General features: G+C 67.1%; 20 protein-coding genes. 10 read left to right on the top strand and 10 right to left on the bottom strand.

Annotation, left to right across the window (positions count from 1 at the left end):
- Nucleotides 1–42 precede the first annotated feature (42 nt).
- Together ACOQOU_RS06955 and ACOQOU_RS06950 are read left to right on the top strand one after the other, a co-directional pair.
- Complete coding sequence (locus ACOQOU_RS06955) at nt 43–960, top strand: N-acetylmuramidase domain-containing protein (RefSeq protein WP_306024990.1); 918 nt, start codon at nt 43–45, stop codon at nt 958–960.
- Between the two features lie 77 nt (nt 961–1037).
- Entirely contained in the window at nt 1038–1673 is a 636-nt protein-coding gene (locus ACOQOU_RS06950) for a 2-dehydro-3-deoxy-phosphogluconate aldolase (RefSeq protein ID WP_109768567.1), read from the top strand.
- Between the two features lie 248 nt (nt 1674–1921).
- Here ACOQOU_RS06950 and ACOQOU_RS06945 read toward each other — a convergent pair whose 3' ends face one another.
- Nucleotides 1922–3028 carry a TRAP transporter substrate-binding protein gene (locus ACOQOU_RS06945; RefSeq protein WP_109768568.1) on the bottom strand — a complete coding sequence of 369 codons (1107 nt, stop codon included), beginning with the start codon at nt 3026–3028 and terminating at the stop codon, nt 1922–1924.
- A gap of 261 nt (nt 3029–3289) precedes the next feature.
- Here ACOQOU_RS06945 and ACOQOU_RS06940 point away from each other — a divergent pair, with 261 nt between their 5' ends.
- Complete coding sequence (locus ACOQOU_RS06940) at nt 3290–4051, top strand: gamma-glutamyl-gamma-aminobutyrate hydrolase family protein (protein WP_306024991.1); 762 nt, start codon at nt 3290–3292, stop codon at nt 4049–4051.
- On the opposite strand, the gene ACOQOU_RS06935 is transcribed toward ACOQOU_RS06940, so the two are convergent.
- The 4 genes from ACOQOU_RS06935 to ACOQOU_RS06920 all read right to left on the bottom strand — a co-directional run bounded on the left by ACOQOU_RS06935 (nt 4045) and on the right by ACOQOU_RS06920 (nt 7140).
- Nucleotides 4045–4479 (bottom strand): AprI/Inh family metalloprotease inhibitor, encoded by a 435-nt coding sequence (locus ACOQOU_RS06935; RefSeq protein ID WP_109768570.1) that lies wholly within the window; start codon nt 4477–4479, stop codon nt 4045–4047. The genes ACOQOU_RS06940 and ACOQOU_RS06935 overlap by 7 nt on opposite strands.
- A gap of 89 nt (nt 4480–4568) precedes the next feature.
- Entirely contained in the window at nt 4569–5546 is a 978-nt protein-coding gene (locus tag ACOQOU_RS06930) for a 2-hydroxyacid dehydrogenase (protein ID WP_306024992.1), read from the bottom strand.
- Between the two features lie 3 nt (nt 5547–5549).
- Entirely contained in the window at nt 5550–6569 is a 1020-nt protein-coding gene (locus ACOQOU_RS06925) for a LacI family DNA-binding transcriptional regulator (RefSeq protein WP_109768572.1), read from the bottom strand.
- 82 nt (nt 6570–6651) lie between these two features.
- The gene (locus ACOQOU_RS06920) at nt 6652–7140 is read right to left on the bottom strand and encodes a MarR family winged helix-turn-helix transcriptional regulator (protein ID WP_109768618.1); all 489 of its coding nucleotides are present in this window, start codon (nt 7138–7140) and stop codon (nt 6652–6654) included.
- A 129-nt stretch (nt 7141–7269) separates the two neighbouring features.
- On the opposite strand from ACOQOU_RS06920, the gene ACOQOU_RS06915 reads away from it, so the two are divergent.
- The 5 genes from ACOQOU_RS06915 (at nt 7270) to ACOQOU_RS06895 (ending at nt 12320) form a co-directional block, all read left to right on the top strand.
- Nucleotides 7270–8628 (top strand): 8-oxoguanine deaminase, encoded by a 1359-nt coding sequence (locus ACOQOU_RS06915; protein WP_306024993.1) that lies wholly within the window; start codon nt 7270–7272, stop codon nt 8626–8628.
- 43 nt (nt 8629–8671) lie between these two features.
- Entirely contained in the window at nt 8672–9616 is a 945-nt protein-coding gene (locus ACOQOU_RS06910) for an NAD(P)/FAD-dependent oxidoreductase (RefSeq protein ID WP_306024994.1), read from the top strand.
- 52 nt (nt 9617–9668) lie between these two features.
- Complete coding sequence (locus tag ACOQOU_RS06905) at nt 9669–10589, top strand: LysR family transcriptional regulator (protein ID WP_306024995.1); 921 nt, start codon at nt 9669–9671, stop codon at nt 10587–10589.
- Between the two features lie 70 nt (nt 10590–10659).
- On the top strand, nt 10660–11295 hold the full coding sequence (locus ACOQOU_RS06900; RefSeq protein WP_109768619.1) for a DUF1007 family protein: 636 nt from the start codon (nt 10660–10662) through the stop codon (nt 11293–11295).
- Nucleotides 11286–12320: a nickel/cobalt transporter gene (locus ACOQOU_RS06895; protein WP_420578857.1), complete on the top strand. Its 1035-nt coding sequence runs from the start codon at nt 11286–11288 to the stop codon at nt 12318–12320. Before ACOQOU_RS06900 ends, ACOQOU_RS06895 begins: the two co-directional genes overlap by 10 nt.
- Before the next feature lie 10 nt (nt 12321–12330).
- Here the strand turns inward: ACOQOU_RS06895 and ACOQOU_RS06890 are convergent, their stop codons facing one another.
- Genes ACOQOU_RS06890 through ACOQOU_RS06880 form a run of 3 tightly spaced genes read right to left on the bottom strand, consistent with a single transcriptional unit; the run spans nt 12331 to nt 14004 of the window.
- A complete protein-coding gene (locus ACOQOU_RS06890; protein WP_109768576.1) occupies nt 12331–12573 on the bottom strand; it encodes a hypothetical protein in 243 nt (80 codons plus the stop codon).
- Nucleotides 12570–13328 (bottom strand): SDR family oxidoreductase, encoded by a 759-nt coding sequence (locus tag ACOQOU_RS06885; RefSeq protein ID WP_306024997.1) that lies wholly within the window; start codon nt 13326–13328, stop codon nt 12570–12572. The genes ACOQOU_RS06890 and ACOQOU_RS06885 overlap by 4 nt, the downstream gene beginning before the upstream one ends.
- Entirely contained in the window at nt 13312–14004 is a 693-nt protein-coding gene (locus tag ACOQOU_RS06880) for a GNAT family N-acetyltransferase (RefSeq protein WP_420578880.1), read from the bottom strand. The genes ACOQOU_RS06885 and ACOQOU_RS06880 overlap by 17 nt, the downstream gene beginning before the upstream one ends.
- A gap of 70 nt (nt 14005–14074) precedes the next feature.
- On the opposite strand from ACOQOU_RS06880, the gene ACOQOU_RS06875 reads away from it, so the two are divergent.
- Nucleotides 14075–15244 carry a pyridoxal phosphate-dependent aminotransferase gene (locus ACOQOU_RS06875; RefSeq protein WP_306024999.1) on the top strand — a complete coding sequence of 390 codons (1170 nt, stop codon included), beginning with the start codon at nt 14075–14077 and terminating at the stop codon, nt 15242–15244.
- Here ACOQOU_RS06875 and ACOQOU_RS06870 read toward each other — a convergent pair.
- Nucleotides 15234–15440, bottom strand: a complete 207-nt coding sequence (locus ACOQOU_RS06870) for a hypothetical protein (RefSeq protein ID WP_306025000.1) — start codon at nt 15438–15440, stop codon at nt 15234–15236. The genes ACOQOU_RS06875 and ACOQOU_RS06870 overlap by 11 nt on opposite strands.
- A 324-nt stretch (nt 15441–15764) precedes the next feature.
- Here ACOQOU_RS06870 and ACOQOU_RS06865 point away from each other — a divergent pair, with 324 nt between their 5' ends.
- The gene (locus tag ACOQOU_RS06865) at nt 15765–16385 is read left to right on the top strand and encodes a TetR/AcrR family transcriptional regulator (RefSeq protein ID WP_306025001.1); all 621 of its coding nucleotides are present in this window, start codon (nt 15765–15767) and stop codon (nt 16383–16385) included.
- A 229-nt stretch (nt 16386–16614) separates the two neighbouring features.
- Here ACOQOU_RS06865 and ACOQOU_RS06860 read toward each other — a convergent pair whose 3' ends face one another.
- Nucleotides 16615–17310, bottom strand: coding sequence for a tellurite resistance TerB family protein (locus ACOQOU_RS06860; protein ID WP_306025002.1), 696 nt, complete (start codon nt 17308–17310; stop codon nt 16615–16617).
- Nucleotides 17311–17466: the final 156 nt, after the last annotated feature.

Genomic DNA, 17466 nt, shown 5'->3' with positions numbered 1-17466 from the left:
GCAGCGGCCAATACTGGACGCCCCCAGCCAGAGGAGCGAAAGGTGGCGGCATTTTCCGACGAGACCCTTCAGATCATCGAGCGCGTGGCGCGCGACAACGGCATCGAGCCGGCGGCACTCAAGGCGGTCGCCGAAGTCGAATCGGGCGGCCGGGCGTTTGCCTATGTCGGCGGGCGCAAGGAACCGCTGATCCGCTTCGAGGGCCATTATTTCGACCGGCTGGTCGGCGAACACCGACGTGCGGAAGCGCGGTCCGCCGGCCTTGCTTCGCCCCGCGCCGGCGCCGTCAAGAACCCGCGCGGACAGGCCGGGCGCTGGCAGATGCTGGAGCGCGCGGCGCGGATCGACCGGGCTGCTGCGCTGCAATCGGTGTCGTGGGGTATCGGCCAGGTGATGGGCGCCCACTGGAAGCATCTGGGCTTCGGTTCGCCCGAGGCGCTGGCACGCGAGGCGCGGTCCGGCATCGAAGGTCAGGTGCGGCTGATGCTGCGCTTCATCCATGCCAACCGGCTGACGTCGCTGCTGCATGCGCGCGACTGGGCCGGGTTCGCGCGGCGCTACAACGGCCCGGCCTATGCGAAGAACCGCTACGATGTGCGGCTGGCGGCGGCCCATGCGCGCCATCGCGACGGGCGTCCGTCATCGGTGCCGGCAACGTCAAAACGTGGTCGAAGGGGCACGCTGCTGCGGCGCGGCGACCGGGGTGACGCGGTGCGCGACATGCAGCGCATGCTGACCGCGGCGGGCCATCCGTTGCGCGCCGACGGTGTGTTCGGCCTGCGCACCGAAGCGGCGCTGCGCGCGTTCCAGAGCCGTCACGGGCTCGCCATTGACGGCATCTACGGTCCGGCGAGCCGGGCCGCGCTGTCCGATGCACTGCCGAAATTCGGCTCGTGGCGGGGTCTTTTGACATTTGTGGCGCGGCTGGTGGCCGCGTGGTCCGGCCTGCGGCGCTCCTGACGGACGCATGGACAGGGATGTTCAACCGATTTAAAGACAGCGGGATATAGCGGGTTTCGGGGAAGGGAAGACAGACAATGGGTCAGAACGTAGCGGCGCTTGCGCCGATCATGACCGGCCAGCCGGTGATCCCGGTGATCGTGATCGAGGATGCGGGCAAGGCGGTTCCGCTGGCGCGGGCGCTGGCCGCCGGCGGGCTTCCGGCGGTCGAGATCACGCTGCGCACCGAGGCTGCGCTCGATGCGATCGAGGCGATCGCGTCCGAGGTTCCCGAGGCGGTTGTCGGCGCCGGTACGGCGCTGAACGCCAAGCAGTATGAGGCGTGTCGGGCGGCCGGCGCGCGCTTTGTCGTCTCGCCGGGTTTCACGCCGGAGCTTGCCGAAGCGGCGGACGGCGCCAACGTGCCGCTCCTGCCGGGATGCGTGACGTCCAGCGAGATCATGGCGGCGCTCGAAGAGGGCTACACCCATCTGAAGTTCTTTCCGGCCGGACAGGCGGGCGGCGTTGCCTATCTGAAGGCGCTCGCCTCGCCCTTTTCCGCCGTCCGGTTCTGCCCGACGGGCGGCGTGTCGCCCGACAATGCCGGCGATTATCTGGATCTGCCGAACGTTGTGTGCGTCGGCGGCTCGTGGGTGGCGCCCAAGGAGGCCGTCGCGAGCGGCGACTGGGACCGCATCACGGCCCTCGCCAAAGAGGCGGCCGGGCTGGGGTAACGCCGTCTTACCTCCCCCTTGAGGGGAGGTCGGCGATCGACGAGCGAAGCGAGACAGAGCCAGGTGGGGGTAACACCCACCGATCGTGCCCAATTGTGACCCCCACCCGATCAGCTGCCCTTCGGGCCGAGCCCGAAGGTTGCTTCTCTTGCCTCCCCTCAAGGGGGAGGCGGACAAATCATTCTTCAGACAACGAAAAAACCCGGGATGAAACATCCCGGGTTTCGCGTGTCGGACAGTCGCTGGCCTCAGAGGCGGCCGGCGCGCTGCTGCAGCATGAGGAAGGTGTCGAAATTGTATTCCGACAGCTGCATCCACAGATAGGCGTCCTTGCGGTAGCCCATGTAGCTGTCGTGCACCTTCTTGAACATTTCGTTCTCGGCGGCGATTTCCGCATAGGTCTCGTTGGCCGCCTCGAAGCACGCTTCGAGGATCTCCTGGCTGTAGGGGCGAAGCTGCGTGCCCGACGCCGCCAGTTCCTTGAGGACCTGCGGGTTGAGCGTGTCGTAGCGCGCCATCATCACCGAGTTGGCCATGGCGGACGCGTTCTTGACGATGCCCTTGTAGGTGTCCGGCAGCGCGTTCCAGGCGTCCAAATTGATCATGTTGAGAAGCGCGACGCCGCCTTCCCACCAGCCGGGATAGTAATAGTACTGGGCGACCTTGTTGAAGCCCAGCTTGGCATCGTCGTACGGGCCGACGAATTCGGCCGCGTCGATCGTGCCGCGCTCGAGCGCCGGATAGATGTCGCCGCCGGGCAGGCCCTGCGGAACGACGCCGATGCGCTCGATGATGCGGCCGCCGAAGCCGCCGATGCGGAACTTCAGGCCCTGCATGTCTTCAAGCGTGTTGATCTCGTTGCGGAACCAGCCGCCCATCTGCGCGCCGGTGTTGCCGGCGGGGAAGGCGATCATGTTCTGCGTGGCGTAGAATTCGTTGAGCAGTTCGAGACCGCCGCCCTCATAGAGCCAGGCATTGGTCATGCGCTGGTTCAGGCCGAACGGCACGCCGGTGCCGAAGGCGAAGGTCGGGTCCTGGCCCCAGAAATAGTAGGAGGCGGTGTGCGCGCACTCGATCGTGCCGGCGGTGACGGCGGCAGCGCCTTCCAGCGCGCCGACGATTTCGCCGGCGGCGAAGACCTGGATGTTGAACTTGCCGTCGGTCATCTCGCTGACCGCATCGGAGAACACTTCCGCCGCACCGTAGATCGTATCCAGCGCCTTGGGGAAACCGGACGAACAACGCCAGGTGATGCTCGGCATTTCCTGCGCGATGGCGGGCGCTGCCAGGGTGGTGGCGGCTGCCGCACCCGCGCCGGCGACGCCGGCCTTTTTGATAAATGAACGACGATCCATATGATCCTCCCGTGAACACAATGGGTCGAAGGCGGCAAAATCTCCTCTCGCCATCTTCAACAAGCCGCAAACTTGCAGCTTTCGCGTGCGCTGTCCACTATCGGGACCCCAACTGGTCAATATTTTTTTCCACTTAATCGATTTGGGTGCAGGAGCCCGGACTTCGAGGGTTATTCCGTCCGGCCGGCAAACCGATTATGGGGGAAGCGAGCCGGCACGGGATGCCGGCCCCGATGCTCGTGACCATGAAGCGGAGCCCCCATGCAGCCTATCGTTGCCGTCGTCTGCGATGTCCGGCAGTTCGACACCTATACCTGGCACGCAACGCCGGAGACCTATCTGACGGCGGCGATCCAAGTGGCCGGCGTGCTGCCGCTGATGGTGCCGGCCTTCGGCGAGCGGATCGACATTGACGGGCTGCTGAGCCGCGTCGACGGCGTGATGCTGTCGGGCTCGAAGTCGAACGTTCATCCGGGCCTTTACGGCGCCGAACCGGGACCGGCCTACGAGCCATACGATCCGGCGCGCGATGCGACCAGCCTGCCGCTGGCGCGGGCGGCGGTGGAGACGGGCGTGCCGTTGCTTGCCATCTGCCGGGGGCTGCAGGAGCTGAACGTGGCGCTCGGCGGGACGCTCGCGACCGAGATCCAGGAGCTGGACGGCCGCAGGGACCATCGCGCACCGCAGCACGAGGATCACGACGAGCGCTTTGCCATCGTCCACGATGTGGCGCCCAGGACGGGCGGATGTCTGGCGTCCATCGTCGGCGGCGGTCCGGTGCCGGTCAATTCGCTGCACCGGCAGGCGATCAGCGCGCTGGCGCCGCGGCTTCAGGCGGAGGCGGTCGCAGAGGATGGCACGATAGAGGCGGTTTCGGTGATCGACGCACCCGGCTTTGCGCTCGGGGTGCAGTGGCACCCGGAATATTGGGCGAAGTCCGACACGCCCTCGCGGCGGCTGTTCGAGGCGTTCGGCGAAGCGGCCCGCATCCATGCGGGCGGGCGGCTGGCGGCGGCTCAGTAGGCGGCCAGCGACACTTTCACATTGTCCGGCTCGACCACTTCCCAGGCAAAGCCGTCGCCGGGGGCAAGGCGCATCAGGGGCGTTCCGCGATGGTCGGTGACCGTCACCGTGCCGCGGCGCGATTCCTGCCAGGCGCGGGCGCGGGCGAACAGTTCGCCCAGGCGCGCGCAGGAGGAGCCCGGTTCGACCCGGTGCACGTCATAGCCGTCGGCGCGATGCAGGGTGAAACTGCAACTGATGTTGGTGCGGTGATCGAGCGCCATGAAACGGTCGCCGCCGGCGGCCGCGGCCGATGCCACCGATGCGGTCGTCACCGGATCGATGCCGGACGGCGCCGAGCCGGGCGCGCCGGCACCCGCCGCGATAATCATCGCAGCGGCACCTGCCACGGCAAACCCGTTCAGCCATTGGGTCGTGTTGAACCGCATCGCATTGCCCCCTTGATCGGTGCGGCGAGCATGATCGGTCAGGGTTAACGATTTGCTAACCAATGCGACCGAAGCGCCGAGGCAGGGGGTCAGCGGGTCAGGGCGGCGGTCTCGGGTACCGGCGTCAGCGGCGCGTCGCCCGCGAACCAGGCGGCGAGATTGTCGATGACGAGCTGGCCCATGGCCTGCCGGGTGGCCACCGACGCCGAGGCGACATGGGGCAGAAGGCAGGTGTTGGGCGCATCGAGCAGCGCCTGCGGCACGTTCGGCTCGTCCTCGAACACATCGAGCCCGGCGGCGGCGATCGCGCCGGCCCGCAAGGCGTCGGCAAGCGCGGTCTCGTCGACGACCGATCCGCGGCCGACATTGATCAGGACGCCGTCGGGACCGAGCCGTTCGAGGATGGCCGCATCGATCGCATGGCGGGTCTCCGGTGTGCCGGGCGCGACCGAGATGAGCGTGTCGCAGGCTTCGGCCAGATCGGCGAGGCTGGCATGATAGGGGTAGGCGACATCGACGCGCTGCGAGCGGTTGTGATAGTGAATCGCGACGCCGAACCCCTCCAGACGCCGCGCCACGGCCAGGCCGATCCGTCCCAGCCCGAAAATGCCGACGGTGCGGCCGCGCAAGGTCAGCGGCGTCAGCGGAAAGTTGCCCTCGGTCTGCCATTTGCCGGCCCGCAGCCAGGTTTCGGCACGCGGAAGTTCGCGCAGCGTGTTCAACAGCAGGCCGATGGCGGTGTCGGCCACCTCGTCGTCGAGAACGTGCGGCGTGTGGGTCACGATGACGCCCCGGCGGGCCGCGTGCGCCGCATCGACATGGTCGTAGCCGACGCCGAACGAGGAGACGATCCGCAGGTTGGGCAGCGCGTCGATCAGTGCGGGCGTCACCGGCGACATGAGCGTCGCGAAAGCCGCGATGCCGGCGCGCGCATCTTCGTCCATCGCCATCACCTCGTCAGGTTCGGCGACGGTGCAATCGAACCGCCCGACAAGCCGTTCGCGCGTCCAGGAATGGCCGCGACTTGAGACGAGCACGCGCCCGTTCCGCCGGTCCGGCTGCGTCATCGTTCAGGTCTCCACGGGATGGGTCGTCGATTGGCGCACATGCAGTTCGGGCCGGACCAGATGCAGCGTGCCCTCCAGCGACTTCTTGCCCTCGATCCTGTCGAGCAGCGCACGGGCGGCGTCGCGGCCGACATCGCGCTGGCCGTTCCACACCGTCGTCAGGGCCGGCGTCGCGATCGAGGCTTCCTCGAGATCGTCATAGCCGGTCACCGAAATGTCGACGCCGGGCGTCAGGCCGGCGCGGGCGATGCCGTTCATCAGGCCGATGGCGACCAGATCGTTCCAGCAGACGGCGGCGGTCGGCCGGTCGCGCAGGGCGAGGAACTGGCTGGCCGCCTCGAAACCGGCCGCTTTGGTGCGCGGACCGGGAATGCGCCATTCGGCTTCCACCGGAAGGCCGGCCTTTTCCATCGCTTCGCGATAGCCGCGGAAGCGGTCACGGCCCGTCGAGGTCTTGTCCGATCCGCCGATCATGGCGATGCGCGTGTGGCCGAGCGAGATCAGATGGTTGGTGGCAAGGCCGATGCCGAATGCGTCGTCGCCCCTGAACACCGGCACATCCGCGCCTTCGACCGAGCGCGCGATGAAGACGAAAGGCAGGCCGTTCCTGATGCCCAGTTCGATGTCCGAAGGCGGGGTGTCGATGGCCGGCGACATGATCACGCCGTCGGCGCCGAGCTGCATCAGCGTTTCGAGAAAGGCGCGCTGCTTGTCGACCGAGTCATAATGGTTGGACAGAAGGAAGGTCTGGCCGGAGCGGTCGAGCTCGGTCTCGATGGCGCGCAGGATTTCCGCATAGAACGGGTTCATGATGTCGTGCACGACGACGCCGACAATGCCGGATTTGGAGGTGCGCAGGCTGGCGGCGCGGCGGTTGTAGATATAGCCGATCTCCAGCGCATGGGCCTTGACCCGCTCCTTGGTCGCCTCGGCGACCAGCGGGCTGTCGCGCAGGGCCAGCGATACGGTGGCGGTCGAAACGCCGAGCGCTTCGGCAATGGTCGACAGTTTGATCTTCTGCAAGGCGCGCCCTTCAAGGAGCCGTTTAAACCGGTGAAAGACGTTTAAATGGCTTTAATCGGGCGGTAAAGGGCGCTGCGGCGCGTCAGTCCCGTTCGCTCTGTTCGTCCTCGCCGGTGTCCTCGCGGACGATCAGATTGCCCTCGATCTTGCCGAGGATCTTTTCGAGCTGCTTGCGCTCTTTCTTCTTCAGGCCCTTGAGCGCCTGTTTCTCGGCCTTTGCGATGGCCTTTCCCATCACGCCCAGAACGTTGCGCCCCGCCTCGGTCAGTTGCACGAGAACCTGACGGCCGTCCTCCTTGGACGCGGCACGCGCGACAAAGCCTTGCTCCTCCAGACGTGTGATCGTCTTGGTGATGGTCGGCGGGCGGACGTCGAGGGCCCGGGCGAGGGCGCCGGGGGTCATCGGGCCGCCGGTCGCAAGCGCCTCGATGATCTTTTCCTGGCCGGCGTAGAGCCCGGTCTTGAGCAGATGGCGGGCATAATGGGTCCGGCCATGGCGCGCCACGTCCTGAAGGCGCGCCAGCAAGCTGCCGCCTTCGGTCTCTTCGGCGGGGATGTAGAACCGATTCATGGCCGCACGATAAGCCGCCGGGCAACCGCCGACAAGCAAAGCCGGCAAGGTTGGCGCTTGGCCGGGAGCTGGCGATGCCGTAACGCTGGACGAACCGGTCGGGTGAACCGTTTGGAGGACTTCGGATCGATGAACGACGGCAATGGGCGGGCGCTCTGGATCCGACATCCGCTGGCCGCGCTGGTGCCCGACGGCGTCGATGCGCGCGGCGGGCTGCTGGTCCGGGACGGGGTTATCGAGGCGGTGATTGCGGCCGGCGAAACACCGGCCGAACCGCATGACGTGTTCGACGCTTCGCGCCATGTCGTGCTGCCCGGGCTGATCAACACCCATCATCATTTCTACCAGACGCTGACGCGCGCCCATCCGGCGGCGATCAACCGGGAGCTGTTCGACTGGCTCAAGGCGCTCTATCCGCTCTGGGCGCGGCTGACGCCGGACCATCTGCGCATCGCCACCCGGCTGGCGCTGACCGAACTGATGCTGTCGGGCGTCACCTGCGCGTCGGACCATCATTATGTCTTTCCGAAGGGGCTGGACGAGGCGATGGACATCCAGGCCGGGGAGGCGGCGGCGCTCGGCATGCGAATCGTGCTCAATCGCGGCTCGATGAACCTTTCGGTGCGCGATGGCGGCCTGCCGCCGGACAGCGTCGTTCAGGATGCCGACACGATCCTCGCCGACTGCGAGCGGGTGATCGGCCGCCATCACGATCCGGCGCCGGGCGCGATGACGCAGGTGGCGCTGGCGCCATGCTCGCCCTTTTCGGTGACTCGGGAGCTGATGGCCGAGACCGCCGCGCTTGCCGGCCGCTGCGGCTGCGCGCTGCATACCCATCTGGCCGAGACGTTCGACGAAAACGCGTTCTGCGAGGCGACCTATGGCTGCCGGCCGGTCGACTATCTGGAAGAGACCGGATGGCTGACCGACCGGACATGGCTGGCCCACGGCATCCATTTCAACGACGAGGAGATGGCGCGGCTCGGCCGCGCCGGCGTCGGCGTCTGCCATTGCCCCACCTCGAACATGGTGCTCGCCTCGGGCCAGTGCCGGACGCGCGAACTGGAGGCCGCGGGCGTTGCGGTGGGCCTTGGCGTCGACGGCTCGGCCTCCAACGATTCCTCCAATCTGATGGAGGGCGTGCGGCACGCGCTGATGATCGGCCGGCTGACCTACGACGCCTCTCTGACCCATCTGGACGCGCTGCGCTGGGCGACCGAAGGGTCGGCGCGGTGTCTGGGACGAAGTGACATCGGCACGATCGCGCCGGGAAGGCAGGCCGACCTGGCGCTGTTCACGCTCGACGAATTGCGCTTTTCGGGCGCGCACGACCCGCTGGCCGCGCTCGTTCTGTGTGGCGCGCACCGGGCCGACCGGGTGATGATCGCCGGGCGCTGGACGGTCGAGGACGGCGCGCCGGTCGGCGTCGATATCGCGGCGCTGCGGCATGCCCACGGTCAGGCGGCGCGGGCGTTCATGCACGGCTGACCCCGCCGCGCGGCGCCCTATATGCCTTGGCAAGCGAGGGACCATGACACAATCGGTAGCGATCATCGGCGCCGGGCTGGCCGGCGCGGTCTGCGCGCGGGCGCTGGCCGATGCCGGGCTTGCGGTGACGGTTTTCGAGAAATCGGGCGGCACCGGCGGGCGCCTGTCGACCCGGCGCAGCGCGGCCGGCAGCTTCGATCACGGCGCGCAATATCTGACCGGCCGGAGCGCGCCGATGCGGGCGTTGCTGAACCAACTCGGCGAAGAAGGCGCGGTGGCGCCGTGGACGCCGAAAGGCAAGGACCGGACGGGCGACTGGCATGTCGGGCTGCCCGGCATGAGCGGGTTCGTCAAGCCGCTGCTCGGCGGCATCGATGTGCGGCTGCGCACACGCATCGATGCAATCGCATTTGATGCGAAGGGCCGTGTCAGTCTGGCCGATGCCGACGGACGCGATGACCGCTTCGGGCGGGTGGTCGTCACCGCGCCGGCGCCGCAGGCGATGGCCCTGACCGCGCCGCTCGACCGCGGTTTCGAAGCCTTGCGCGATATCGTCTACGCGCCGTGCTGGGCCGGCATGTTCGCCTTTGCCGAACCGGTCGCCGATCTGCCCGACCTGACGCGCGGTGACGATCACGGTCCGGGCGCGCTGATCGTGCGCAATTCATCCAAACCGGGCCGGGACGGCGCGACCTTCGTCGTCCATGGCGGCGGGGCGTGGAGCGCGCAGCATCTTGAAAGCGAACCGGAGGCGATCGTGCCGTATCTGCAGGGCGCGCTGGAGCGCTGCGCCGGGCAACCCTTGGCACCGGTCCACGCGACGGCGCATCGCTGGCGTCATGCGCGGGTTGACCGGGCGCTCGGCGAATCCCATCTGGTGTCGGGCTGCGGCCGCGTCGTCGTCTGCGGCGACGGGCTGGTCGGCGGCCGGGCGGAAGCGGCGGCGCAAAGCGGATGGGCGGCGGCGGCCGCGATATTGGACCGATAGATGCCGCCTGGCGGCGGACGAACGAGACTGAAGGGTTGGGGACCGGACAATCATGGACACGCTGACCCGGATGCGCGCCTTCGTGGCGGTGGTCGACAATGAGGGCTTTTCGGCGGCGGCGCGGGCACAGGGGCGCTCGAAGGCGCTTTTGTCGAAATATGTGCGCGAACTGGAGGACGATCTGGGCGCGCTTCTGCTCAACCGGACGACCCGTCAGTTCTCTCTGACCGAAGCGGGCCACACCTATTATCGCCGCGCGCTCGATCTTCTGCGCGAGTTCGACGATCTGCGGGACGAGATACGCGACACCCGATCCGATCTTGCCGGACCGATCAAGATTTCCGCGCCGCGTTCGCTCGCCGATGCGGCGATCGGTCAATCGCTGGTCGATTTCGCCGTGGCCCATCCGGAGATCAGGCTCGATATCGATCTCGACGACCGGTTCGTCGATCTGGTCGAGGAGGGGTTCGATCTCGCCATCCGCATAACCCAGCTGGAGGATTCGACGCTGATCGCGCGCCGGCTGAACCCGTTCCGGCTGGTCCTTTGCGCCACGCCGGCGGTGATCGAACGCCATGGCACGCCCGAAGCGATGGCGGAGCTGGCCCGGCTTCCGTTCATCGTCGACACCAATGCCCGGCGCCGCAACATCGTCGCCTATCGCGACGATGACGGGCAGGCGGCCTCGGTGACCGTGGACGGGCGGATCAGCGTCAACAGCCCGCTGGCGGTCAGAATGGCGGGTCTCGCCGATCTGGGCTTTTTCGTCTCGCCCGACTTCATCGTCCTGGAGGATTTGCAGGCAGGACGGCTGGTCGAGCTGATGGCCGGCCAGCTCGAAAACGATGCCGGCATCTATGCGGTTTATCCGCACCGGCGCTATCTGCCGGCCCGGGTGCGGGCGCTGGTCGACTATCTCGCCGACTGGTTCAAGTCCAACTGCCGGACGCCGCGCCGCAACGGGGCGTCATAATTCGGCCCGCTTCGCGTGGCGCAAACGATCCGTGCCGGATCAGGGGTGACGTGATTTGACCCGCCAGACGATGTTCGCAGCCTTTTTGGCGCCGGTGGCGTTTGCCGTGCCGGCGACGGCGCATGCCCATCCGCATGTCTTCGCAGAAGCGCGGCTCGAAGTGACGGTCACGCCGCAGGGCATGGTCGACCGGCTGCGCCATGTCTGGCGTTTCGACGATCTGTTTTCATCGACGGTGCTGTTCGAATTCGACACCGATTCCAGCGGCGCGCTCGAGATTGGAGAGCTGGAACAGGTGGCCGAGGTGATCGTCACATCGATCGCCGAGTTCGGCTACTTTCAGTCGGTGACGGTCGGCACCAAGGAGATCGCGATCGCCGAGGTGACCGACCTGCGCGTCGACATGGTCGACAACCAGCTGCTCGTCCTGTTCACCTCGCAGCCGTCCGAGCCGGTGGCGCTGGCGGACAATCCGTCCTTTGCGGTCTATGATCCGACTTTCTATACCGCGATCGATTTCTACGAGGACGAGAACATGGTGCTGATCGGCGCGCCGGCGGGCTGCGGGCACCAGATGGTGATCCCCGATCCGGACGAGGCGATCGCCCAGAACCAGGACACGCTGACCGAGGCGTTCTTCAACGAGCCGGACGGCAATGACTGGTCGAAGATCTTCGCAACGCGCATGGAAGTGCGTTGCTCGTGAGACGCGCGGCAACCATCGCACCGGCGGCCCTGATCGTGCTTGTCGCGGCGGTCGGCATGGCGGCGGCGCAATCCTCGCTCGGCATTGGCGTCGCCGAGCAGGCGCCGGCGTCCGACAGCGGCCTGTTGGGCGGCTTTTTTGCCTGGATCGCCACCCGGCAACGCGAATTCTATGACGCGATGCGCGCCGCGCTGACCGCCATGCGCGACGGCGGCCCGGGCGCCTGGCTGCTGGTCGGCCTGTCGTTCCTTTATGGCATTTTGCACGCGGCGGGGCCGGGCCATGGCAAGGTGGTGATCTCGTCCTACATGCTTGCCAACGAGACGGCGCTCAGGCGCGGCATCGCCCTGTCGTTCGCCGCCTCGCTCGTGCAGGCGCTGTCGGCCATCGTGATCGTCGGCCTCGGCTTTCTGGTGCTGCGGCAACTGGCCGTCAGCCAGACCGACACGACCCGCTTTTTCGAGATCGCATCTTACGGGCTGGTGGTCGCGCTGGGGCTGTGGCTTCTGGTGCGCAAGCTGCGCGCGCTGCGCCCGGCGGCGCCGAAACCTGCTGCCCTGTCTTCGGCGGCCGTGCACGATCATGGTCATCATCACAACGACGACCGTCACGCACATGATCACCATCATCACGATCATGCGCCGGGCGAAGTGTGCTCGACCTGCGGTCATGCCCACATGCCGATGCCCGACCAGCTTTCCGGCCCGATGAAGCTGCGCGATGCGGCGGCGGTGGTCCTGTCGGTGGGGCTCAGGCCCTGTACCGGGGCGCTGATCGTGTTGACGTTCGCCTTCCTGAACGGGCTGTGGGCCGCCGGGCTCGTCTCGGTTCTGGCGATGGCGCTCGGCACCGCGATTACCGTCTCGGCGCTGGCGACGCTGGCGGTGACGGCGAAGAATGTGGCGCTGCGGATGTCCGGCTCGTCTGCCCTGTCCGGCCCGGTGAGCCACGCCATCGAGATCGGCGGCGCGCTTCTGATCATCGCCATGGGCGTGATCCTGCTGGGCGGCGCGCTCGGCGCCTAGGGAAGTCTCCTCAGCGCAGCTTGCGGCGCGCGCGGCCCCGAAGCCACAGACCCAGAAACGGCAGGACAAGAACGGCGGCGACCGCCGCGCCGGCGGCCCAGGGATTGTCGCCGCCGATGGCGGTCATGATCGCCGGCAGGAAATAGAGCAAAAGCGCGAAGCCGACGAAGATGCCGCCGGCAATGAGCAGCGTGCCGCGATCATATTCGGGCGGTTTGGGCGCGCCGTTTTCGTCGTTTTCCGGTGCGCTCACAGCGTCCAGCCTCCGTCGATCACCATGGTGGCGCCGGTCACGAAACCCGCTTCGTCCGACGCCAGATAGACGGCCATATCGGCGATTTCGCGCGGCTGCGCAATGCGGCCCATGGGCTGGCGCTGAAGGAACAGGTCGAACGCGGCATCATAGCCGCCCATCTGTTCGCCGAGCGCTTTCATGCGCTCCTGAAGCGAAGGCGAATCCACCGTGCCCGGACAGATGGCGTTGCAGCGCAATTGCCGGGCGGCGAAATCCGCGGCGATCGCCTTGGTCATGCCGATGATCGCCGCCTTGGTCGCGCCATAGACATAGCGGTTCGGCGCGCCCTTGATGGAGGAGGCGCCCGAGGACATGTTGACGATCGATGCGGTGGCGCCGGTCTGTTCGGCACGCTCCAGCATGGCCGGCAGGAAGGCGCGGATCGTCCGGTGCATCGATTTCACGTTCAGATCGAACGAAAAATCCCAGTCATCCTCGGTGCAGTCGAGCACCGTGCCGTGATGGACGAAGCCGGCGACATTGGCGAGCACGTCGATGGCGCCGATCTCGGCCGCATAGGCGTCGACCGCCACCGTGTCGGTGACGTCGAGCACGCGCGCATCGGCAAAGGCCGGGTTGGCCAGCTTGGCCGCGTCGAGATCGCTGGCGAAGACCCTGGCGCCCTCTTCGGCGAAACGGTCGGCGATCGCCTTGCCGATGCCCTGTCCTGCCGCCGTGACGACGGCGATCTTTCCCTCAAGCCTGCCGGGCATGAATGTCGCTCCTGATCTCCTCGAGCCGGCGCTTCTGACCGCCGTCGGCGTCGAAGTTTGCCGGATCGAGCCAGCGTTCCATCGCTTGTTTGGCCGCCGGCCATTCCCTGTCCAGCATGGAATACCATGCCGTGTCGCGATTGCCGTAGGGCTTGACCTCGTGCTGGCGGAACACGCCCTCGAAGGTGAAGCCGAACCGCCGCGCGGCGCGGTGCGAGGCCGCGTTGGCATTGTTGAGTTTCCACTCATAACGCCGGTAGCCCAGATCGTCGAAGACGCGGCGCGCCATCAGGTAATGCGCTTCGGTCGCTGCCGGCGAGCGCGCCATCGGCGTGCCGTGGGCGACGGCGCCCACCTCGCAGACGCCGTTCTTCTCGTCGATGCGCATATAGCTCGCCATGCCCATCACATCGCCCGTGTCGGGCTGCGTGAAAACGCAGGTGACGAAGCCGCCATGGTCGTTCAGCGCTTGGATGGTTGCGCCCAGATCGGCGGCGCTCTCCATGCGCGGCCAGCCGAAATGATAGAGCAGATCGTTGGTCGTCATGCCACCGAAGGCGGTCCAGAGCCTGTCCTGATGGGCGGCGCGGTCGAACGCAACGATCGCGACATGGCGGCCGGCCATCGGCCTGTTCGTCGGCCGTTCGCGCGGGGTCCAGTCCGTCAGGTCGGTGATCATGGGCGGCGTGTCCGGGCTTGCTTGACTTGCAATGCGCGGCACCTCATGCCGGGCGCTGGAGGAAGCCATGCACGACATCAATCCCTTCTTCAACCGGATGGGCGAGGAAAACGCCTTTGCCGTTCTGGCGCGGGCGACACAGCTTGCCGCCGAGGGCCGCGACATCATCAATCTGGGCATCGGCCAGCCCGATTTCGCGACGCCGGCGCACATTGTCGAGGCGGCGGTCAAGGCGCTGCGCGACGGAGCGCACGGCTATACGCCGGCCAACGGCCTGCTTGCGACGCGCGAGGCGGTGAGCCGGCGCATCCACGCGCTGACCGGCGCCGACGTGTCGCCGGAAAGCATCATGATCACGCCGGGCGGCAAGCCGGCCATGTTCGCCGCCATCCTGATGTTCGGCGCGCCGGGCGCCGAGATCCTCTATCCCGATCCGGGCTTTCCGATCTATCGCTCGATGATCGAGGCGACCGGCGCGACGCCGGTGCCGGTGCCGATGCGCGCCGAGAACGGGTTCGCTGTCAGTGCCGACGAAGTGGCATCGCTGATCACGGATCGAACGCGGCTTTTGATCGTCAATTCGCCGGGCAACCCGACCGGCGGGGTGACGCCGCCCGCCGAGATCGAAAAGCTTGCCGCGCTGCTCGACCGGCATCCGGACATCGCGATCCTGTCGGACGAAATCTACGATGTGATGACCTATGATGGCGAAGCGCACACATCGCTGCTGGAATTTGACGGCCTGCGCGACCGGCTCATCGTGCTCAATGGCTGGTCGAAGACCTGGGCGATGACCGGCTGGCGGCTGGGCTGGTCGGTCTGGCCCGAACCGCTCTACAACGCGGTGCGCAAGCTGGCGGTCAATTGCTGGTCCTGCGTCAACGCGGCGGCCCAGCATGCCGGCATCGCGGCGATCTACGGGCCGCAGGACGATGTGGCGGCGATGATGGCGGCCTTCGACGCGCGGCGGCGCTTTGTGGTCGAGCGGCTGAACGCGATGGCGGGCGTCACCTGTGCGACGCCCAAGGGCGCGTTCTACGCCTTCCCGGACATTTCGGCGACCGGCTGGCAGGCCAAAAAGCTTGCCAGCGGGCTTCTGGAGGAGGCCGGCGTCGCGCTGATCGGCGGGCCGGATTTCGGCATCCTCGGCGAGGGGTTCGTGCGCGTCTCCTACGCCAATTCGCTGGCCAACATCGAAGCCGCGCTCGACCGGATGGAGGCGTTTCTCAGCCGATGAAGGCAGGGCCGAGCGCGAAGGCGGGCACGGAGTGCACGGCGCGGCCGGCGGCGATGTGGGCGACGCGCGGCGCGAACGGGCTTGCCAGAAGGGTCAGCCAGCCGGGAATCGCCGGGGTTGATGCGGTGGAAAAGAGCGTGTCGAGCGGGATGGATGGCCCTTTCTTGCCAATGTCAAGATGGAGGGCGGCACGCATATTGCCGGCTTCAAGACAACGTTTTGACACTGTCCAGATCGTCGCCTAGACTAGGGTCAGGACCCATTAATGTGATTGAAATGGCGGTCGAGATGGCAAGCAATACAAGAAAAAGCACGAAGAGCGGGGTCCGTCCCCCGGTCGAGAGCTTTGACGCGGTAGGGCGCGGCCATATCGACCGTCCTTCGGATCGGGCGGATTTGCACGGCCTGCCGTGTCGCAAGCCCTTGAAAGTTGGAAGACTTCCTGCGGCCTTGCTCCGTGCATCCGCACAAATTCGCCACGACCAATTCAACCAGATTAATGGGTCCTGACCCTAGCGCCATGACCGTTCGGGAAAAGGCCGCCGGAACAAGGCGCTATCACCATGGCGAACTGCGCGAGGCGCTGCTGGCCGCGGCCGAAATGGAGTTGACCGAGAAGGGTGAGGACGGGTTCTCGCTGCGCTCGACGGCCAAGCGCGCGGGCGTCAGCCATGCCGCGCCGGCGCACCATTTCAAGGATGTCACGGCGTTGCTGCAGGGCCTGGCGCAGCGCGGCTTCGAACGGCTGACGGCGACGATGAAGGAAGAGCAGGCCGAGGCGGGCGACGATCCCGAAGCGCTCTATGTGGCGGCGGGTGTCGGCTATATCCGCTTTGCGGCCGAAAACCCGGCCCTGTTCCAGCTCATGTTCGGCGGGCGGTCACACCATGGCGTGCCGACGGAATTCGCCAAGGCGGCCGATGCGAGCTTCTCGGTGCTGGTCAACGCGGTCGCACGTCTGCGCGGCGCGGACGCTCTGAAGGCCGAGGAAGGCTGGCGCGATGTCGCGGCGGCCTGGATGATGCTGCACGGCTATGCGCATCTGGCGATCGGCGGCAAGCTGGGCTGGCTGACCGGCCAGCCCTTCGACCGGCAACGGCCGGTGATCGCGGACCTTGCGCGGCGGGCGCTGCGGCTTTGACCGGAGGGATTGGGATCAAAAAAGCGGGCGACGGATCCTCTTGGATCGATCGCCCGTTTTCCGCAGGGCCGGGGTGGGAGGAGGAACCCGACCTGCTTTATGCTCATGTATCATGATGGACCCGATGCGTTAACGAATGGTTAACGCGTGCAGCGGCCCGGTTTGCACGCAATGCGACAGAAGGCTGGCATGGCCCGTCCGGCCATGCAGCACGATGGGATTGTGCCCGCTACGCGGTCGCGCCGGCGATCGTCGCCTCGATGTGATCGACCAGCGGATCCGGCAGCTGCAGGCGGCCGGCCAGCATGTCCAGATAGCCGCGCTCGGCGCGGGTCCTGGGTTCGATGGCGAGCCTTGAAGCGGTGTAGAGTTCGACGCGCTGCGCCTCGGTCCGGGCGGCTCCGACGATCGAATCGAGATCGACGGGCCTTGCGAGTTCGGCGCGCACGAAACTCTGCTCGTCATCGTCGATGCCGCTGACCGCCAGCTTGTCGATGATGCGGGCGCGTTCTTCATCGTCGATATGGCCGTCGGCGCGGGCGGCGGCGATCATGGCGCGCACCAGCGCGAGCGGGAACTCGCCGTCCTGGCTGTCGGCCTCGATGTCGAATTCCGAGCCCTGGGGCGGCGGCAGCACCTCGGGCTCGGCGGAGCCGGCCTGTTCGACGGCGCGGCCTTCCTTGTAGTTCTTCCAGGCGGTGTAGGCGAGACCGCCGACGGCGGCCGCCGCGCCCAGCTTGACCGCCGAGCCGGTCAGCTCCCGCCCGACGCCGGTGCCCAGAAGGACCGCCGCGATGGCGCCGGTCGCCAGCGGATTGTCTTTCGCCATCTGCCCGGCCTGCCCCGCCCGCTCACGCACGGTTCCGCCGGCGCCGGGTATCCGGCTTCCCAGAAAATCGTTGAGCAGCTTTTTGGGGTCGAGCATGGGTTCCTCCTTTGGCCGGACCGGGTCGTCGTGCAGGTGGGTATTGGCGAGCGATATGGCAAGGCGATGACGGCGGCGGAAGCGCCGCTGGCAGGACGGACAGGCGGGTGACGGGCCGGAAAAACTCTGAAATCATGCGTTGGGCCTTCGGGAGGC

Origin of the sequence: Oceaniradius stylonematis (assembly GCF_965223445.1) — a bacterium.
Classification (GTDB): Bacteria; Pseudomonadota; Alphaproteobacteria; order Rhizobiales; family Rhizobiaceae; genus Roseitalea; species Roseitalea stylonematis.
The sequence above is the reverse complement of the archived record's forward strand: the minus strand, read 5'-3'. Positions and strand labels throughout refer to the sequence as shown.